Origin of the sequence: Bacillus sp. JJ1503 (assembly GCF_036965125.1) — a bacterium.
In the GTDB taxonomy this organism is placed as follows: domain Bacteria; phylum Bacillota; class Bacilli; order Bacillales; family Cytobacillaceae; genus Cytobacillus.
Genome location: NZ_JBALOZ010000493.1, coordinates 1 through 5,314, shown reverse-complemented (window position 1 = coordinate 5,314; position 5,314 = coordinate 1). Strand labels below are relative to the sequence as shown.

General features: G+C 39.7%; 4 protein-coding genes. All 4 read left to right on the top strand.

Going from position 1 to position 5,314, the window contains the following annotated elements; all coding sequences use genetic code 11:
* Window positions 1-337 precede the first annotated feature (337 nt).
* On the top strand, window positions 338-1,459 hold the full coding sequence (gene pdhA / locus V7149_RS25790) for a pyruvate dehydrogenase (acetyl-transferring) E1 component subunit alpha (protein WP_335348409.1): 1,122 nt from the start codon (window positions 338-340) through the stop codon (window positions 1,457-1,459).
* Between the two features lie 3 nt (window positions 1,460-1,462).
* Complete coding sequence (locus V7149_RS25785; RefSeq protein ID WP_335348408.1) at window positions 1,463-2,440, top strand: alpha-ketoacid dehydrogenase subunit beta; 978 nt, start codon at window positions 1,463-1,465, stop codon at window positions 2,438-2,440.
* A gap of 128 nt (window positions 2,441-2,568) precedes the next feature.
* Window positions 2,569-3,867 carry a dihydrolipoamide acetyltransferase family protein gene (locus V7149_RS25780; RefSeq protein ID WP_335348407.1) on the top strand — a complete coding sequence of 433 codons (1,299 nt, stop codon included), beginning with the start codon at window positions 2,569-2,571 and terminating at the stop codon, window positions 3,865-3,867.
* Between the two features lie 3 nt (window positions 3,868-3,870).
* Window positions 3,871-5,280 carry a dihydrolipoyl dehydrogenase gene (gene lpdA / locus V7149_RS25775; RefSeq protein WP_335348406.1) on the top strand — a complete coding sequence of 470 codons (1,410 nt, stop codon included), beginning with the start codon at window positions 3,871-3,873 and terminating at the stop codon, window positions 5,278-5,280.
* The last annotated feature ends 34 nt before the right edge of the window (window positions 5,281-5,314 follow it).

The window sequence follows — 5,314 nt, the reverse complement described above, 5'->3', positions numbered from 1 at the left end:
TTGTAAAAACTTAATATCAAGTAGTTGACGGGAGAAATAATGTGATTTAAACTTAAAATCATTGATAGAAATGTGTATCAATTCTGTTGCAAATTTAATTGATACAGAATAAGATAGAATATGAGTTAACAACAATAGAAGTTATAAACTTAAGAAAATGGAAACCTAATGAAGCAGGGAATCTAGGCAATTATTTATTTCTGAATATTTTCTTTTTTTACCAAATACAATTCACTCTGCTTTGGCTTTCTATTTTAACTTAGTTTTGGGCAATCTAGAAATTGTATTGTACTCATATTATTAAGTCTCTTTTAAAATAATGGAAAGGGTGACTCGTATGGCTTCTAATACAAGATTGGCACAATTAGATGTTAAGAAGCAGCTTGAAAATGTTGAAGAACAATTTCAAACGTTTCAAATTCTTAATGAGGAAGGAAAAGTAGTAAATGAATCTGCAATGCCTGATTTAAGTGATGAGCAGCTTCAGGAATTAATGCGTCGGATGGTATATACACGCATACTAGATCAACGCTCTATTTCTTTAAATAGACAAGGAAGACTTGGGTTTTATGCACCAACAGCAGGACAAGAGGCTTCTCAATTAGCTTCCCAATTTGCTTTAGAGAAAGAAGATTTTATTCTTCCTGGGTATCGTGATGTTCCGCAAATGATTTGGCATGGTCTGCCATTATCTCAAGCTTTCTTATGGTCAAGAGGACACTATGAGGGTGGGAATATTCCAGAAGGTGTAAATGTTATAGCTCCGCAAATTATTATCGGTGCTCAATACATTCAAGCAGCAGGGGTAGCACTAGGAATGAAAAAACGTGGAACAAAAGCAGTTGCTGTGACTTATACAGGAGATGGCGGTACTTCGCAAGGTGACTTCTATGAGGGAATTAACTTTGCAGGTTCTTATGGGGCTCCAGCAATTTTTATTGTTCAAAATAATAGATTCGCTATTTCTACTCCAGTTTCTTTACAAACTGCAGCTAAAACACTTGCTCAAAAAGCTGTTGCAGCTGGAATTCCAGGAATTCAGGTTGATGGAATGGATCCATTGGCTGTTTATGTGGCTGTACGAGAAGCGCGTGAGCGTGCAATCAATGGGGAAGGCCCAACATTAATTGAGACCCTAACTTACCGATATGGTCCTCATACGATGGCAGGAGACGATCCTACACGCTACCGTACAGCTGATCTTGATAATGAGTGGGAAAAGAAAGACCCGCTTGTCCGTTTCCGCAAGTTCTTAGAGGATAAAGGAATTTGGAATGAAGAAATGGAAAATGAAACAATTGAAAAAGCTAAAGAAGATATTAAAGTTGCGATAAAACAAGCAGATGATACACCTAAACAAAAAGTAACTGATCTCATTTCAATCATGCATGAAGAAGCAGGAATGCCTTATAACTTAAAAGAACAATATGAAATATATAAAGAAAAGGAGTCGAAGTAAGCTATGGCGCAAATGACAATGATTCAGGCAATTACTGATGCCTTACGCACAGAATTGCAAAATGATCCGAATGTTCTTGTATTCGGAGAAGATGTGGGCGTAAACGGTGGCGTGTTCCGTGCTACTGAAGGCCTTCAAAATGAATTCGGCGAAGAGCGTGTATTTGATACACCTCTAGCTGAATCTGGAATCGGCGGCCTTGCGGTTGGTCTTAGCTTACAAGGCTTCCGTCCAGTACCTGAAATTCAATTTTTCGGATTCGTATATGAAGTAATGGATTCTATTTCTGGACAGCTGGCACGTATGCGCTATCGTTCTGGAGGGAGATATAATGCGCCTGTGACTATTCGTTCACCTTTTGGGGGAGGCGTACATACTCCAGAAATGCATGCTGACAGCTTGGAAGGGTTAATGGCTCAACAGCCTGGGGTAAAGGTTGTCATTCCATCAACACCTTATGATGCAAAAGGGCTTTTAATTTCTGCCATTCGTGATAATGACCCAGTCATTTTCCTTGAGCATATGAAATTATACCGTTCTTTCCGTCAAGAAGTACCTGAGGAAGAGTACACAATTCCATTAGGTAAAGCTGAAGTGAAGCGTGAAGGAAAAGACTTGTCGATCATTACGTATGGAGCAATGGTGCATGAAGCATTAAAGGCTGCTGAAGAATTGGAAAAAGAAGGCTATTCTGCAGAGGTAATCGATTTACGTACAGTATCACCAATTGATATTGATACTATTATTGCATCGGTTGAAAAAACAGGACGTGCGATTGTCGTTCAAGAGGCTCAAAAACAGGCTGGTATTGCTGCTAATGTTGTAGCAGAAATAAATGACCGTGCAATCTTAAGTCTTGAAGCTCCTGTCCTTCGCGTTGCAGCGCCGGATACAGTTTTTGCATTCCCGCAAGCTGAAACAGTTTGGCTTCCAAACTATAAGGATATTATTGAAACTGGTAAGAAAGTATTAACTTTCTAAAAAGCAGGTAATTATGTTCTTTCGAAGGGGAGAATGAAGGAAGTAATAGAAAATCGGTACAAATACCGATTTTCTTCTTTCCAGCTTCTGTCCTTCCTTATATTGTTAGTGTAGGAGGATGATTCTAAATGTCATTTCAATTTAAATTGCCTGACATTGGTGAAGGGATCCACGAAGGGGAAATAGTTAAGTGGTTCGTTAAAGCAGGCGATAAAGTACAAGAAGATGATGTATTATGCGAAGTTCAGAATGATAAAGCAGTTGTAGAAATTCCTTCACCTGTTAAAGGAACGGTTGAAGAAATTTTAGTCGGGGAAGGAACTGTTGCAACTGTTGGCCAAGTTCTTATTACATTTGATGCGCCTGGATATGAAAATTTAAAATTCAAAGGCGATGAACATCAAGAAGATGATAAGCCCGCAGATCAAGCTCCAGAGAAAACGGGTGAAGCTGAAGTAAATCAAGCCGAAACTCAAACAAGTGCTAAATCTGACCGCCGAATTATCGCGATGCCTTCTGTTCGGAAATATGCTCGTGATAAAGGTGTTGATATTCAGCAAGTAGCGGGAAGCGGTAATAATGGCCGGGTCTTAAAAACCGACATTGATTCGTTCTTAAGCGGGGGAGTTCAAGTCCAGCAACCAGTGGCTCAAGAACAAGAAACAACGGCAGCACCTGAAGAAGTGGCAGCTGCTCCAGTTCAAAAAGTTATTCCACAAGGGCAATACCCTGAAACTCGCGAAAAAATGAGCGGCATCCGTAAAGCAATTGCAAAAGCGATGGTAAACTCAAAACATACAGCTCCACACGTGACTTTAATGGATGAAATTGAAGTGACAAAGCTTGTAGCTCATCGTAAAAAGTTCAAAGAAGTTGCTGCAAATAAAGGAATTAAGTTAACGTTCCTTCCATATGTAGTGAAGGCATTAACAAGTGCTTTACGTGAATACCCAGTATTGAATACATCAATTGATGACGCCGCACAAGAAATTATACAAAAGCATTATTACAATATTGGTATAGCAGCAGACACTGAAAAGGGTCTTTTAGTACCAGTTGTAAAAGATGCTGATCGTAAATCTATGTTTGCAATTTCAAATGAAATTAGTGAGCTTGCTGCAAAAGCGCGTGATGGCAAGTTATCTTCTGAGGAAATGAAAGGGGCTTCCTGCACAATTACAAATATTGGATCAGCAGGCGGACAATGGTTTACCCCTGTTATCAATCACCCAGAAGTTGCTATTTTAGGCATTGGACGTATTTCGGAAAAGGCAATTGTAAAAGACGGTGAAATTGTTGCAGCTCCAGTATTAACATTATCATTAAGCTTTGACCATCGCATCATTGATGGCGCAACTGCCCAGAATGCGTTAAATCATATTAAACGTTTATTAAACGATCCTGAACTATTGTTAATGGAGGCATAAAACATGGTAGTAGGAGATTTCCCAATCGAAACAGATACAATTGTCATTGGCTCAGGTCCTGGCGGGTATGTGGCTGCTATTCGTGCAGCACAGCTCGGCCAGAAAGTGACTATCGTTGAAAAGGCAAATTTAGGCGGTGTTTGCTTAAACGTGGGATGTATCCCATCTAAAGCATTGATTGCTGCAGGACACCGTTATGAAACAGCTAAGCATTCTGATTCAATTGGGATTACAGCTGAGAATGTAACTGTTGATTTTACAAAGGTACAGGAATTTAAAGCCGGTGTAGTGAAAAAACTTACTGGCGGTGTGGAAGGTCTATTAAAAGGAAATAAAATTGATATTGTACGTGGTGAAGCATATTTTGTTGATGCCAACACTCTCCGTGTTATGGATGAAAACTCAGCGCAAACGTATACCTTTAAAAATGCAATCATTGCAACAGGTTCACGTCCAATTGAGCTTCCAACATTTAAATATTCAAAACGTGTTCTAGATTCAACAGGGGCACTTTCTCTTCAAGAAATCCCTGAAAAAATCGTTGTTATTGGCGGCGGGGTAATTGGAATTGAACTTGGCGGTGCTTATGCGAATTTCGGAACACAGGTAACAATCCTTGAAGGCGCAGATGATATCCTCCTTGGTTTTGAAAAGCAAATGACGGCTCTTGTCAAACGTAACCTTAAGAAAAAAGGTGCCGAATTTATCACGAAAGCACTTGCAAAAGGTGTTGAAGAGAGTGAAAATGGTGTCACTGTGAAGTATGAGGTTAAAGGTGAAGAGAAAACTCTTGAAGCAGATTATCTCTTCGTTATGGTAGGAAGACGCCCAAATACTGACGAATTAGGCTTAGAGCAAGTAGGCATAAAAATGAGTGACCGCGGCGTAATAGAAATAGATAAGCAATGCCGTACGAATATCAGCAATATTTATGCAATTGGTGATGTTGTTGCAGGTCCTCAATTAGCACATAAAGCCTCATACGAAGGGAAAATTGCTGCTGAAGCCATTGCAGGACATAGCTCTGAAATTGATTATCTAGGGATTCCTGCAGTCGTATTCTCTGATCCAGAACTTGCTTCAGTAGGTTATACTGAACAGCAAGCTAAGGAAGAAGGTATTGAGGTAATTGCCTCTAAATTCCCATTTGCGGCAAATGGCCGTGCACTTGCGTTAGATGCAACAGATGGGTTTGTTAAGCTAATCACACGTAAAGAAGATGGCTTGGTGATTGGTGCTCAAATTGCTGGAGCAAGTGCATCAGATATGATTGCAGAATTAGGCTTAGCTATTGAAGCGGGTATGACGGCTGAAGATCTTGCAATGACCATTCATGCTCACCCAACATTAGGCGAAATTACAATGGAAGCTGCAGAAGTTGCACTAGGCAGTCCGATCCATATTATTAAATAACATAATCAGAAAAGTCCTTTTCCAATTGGAAAAG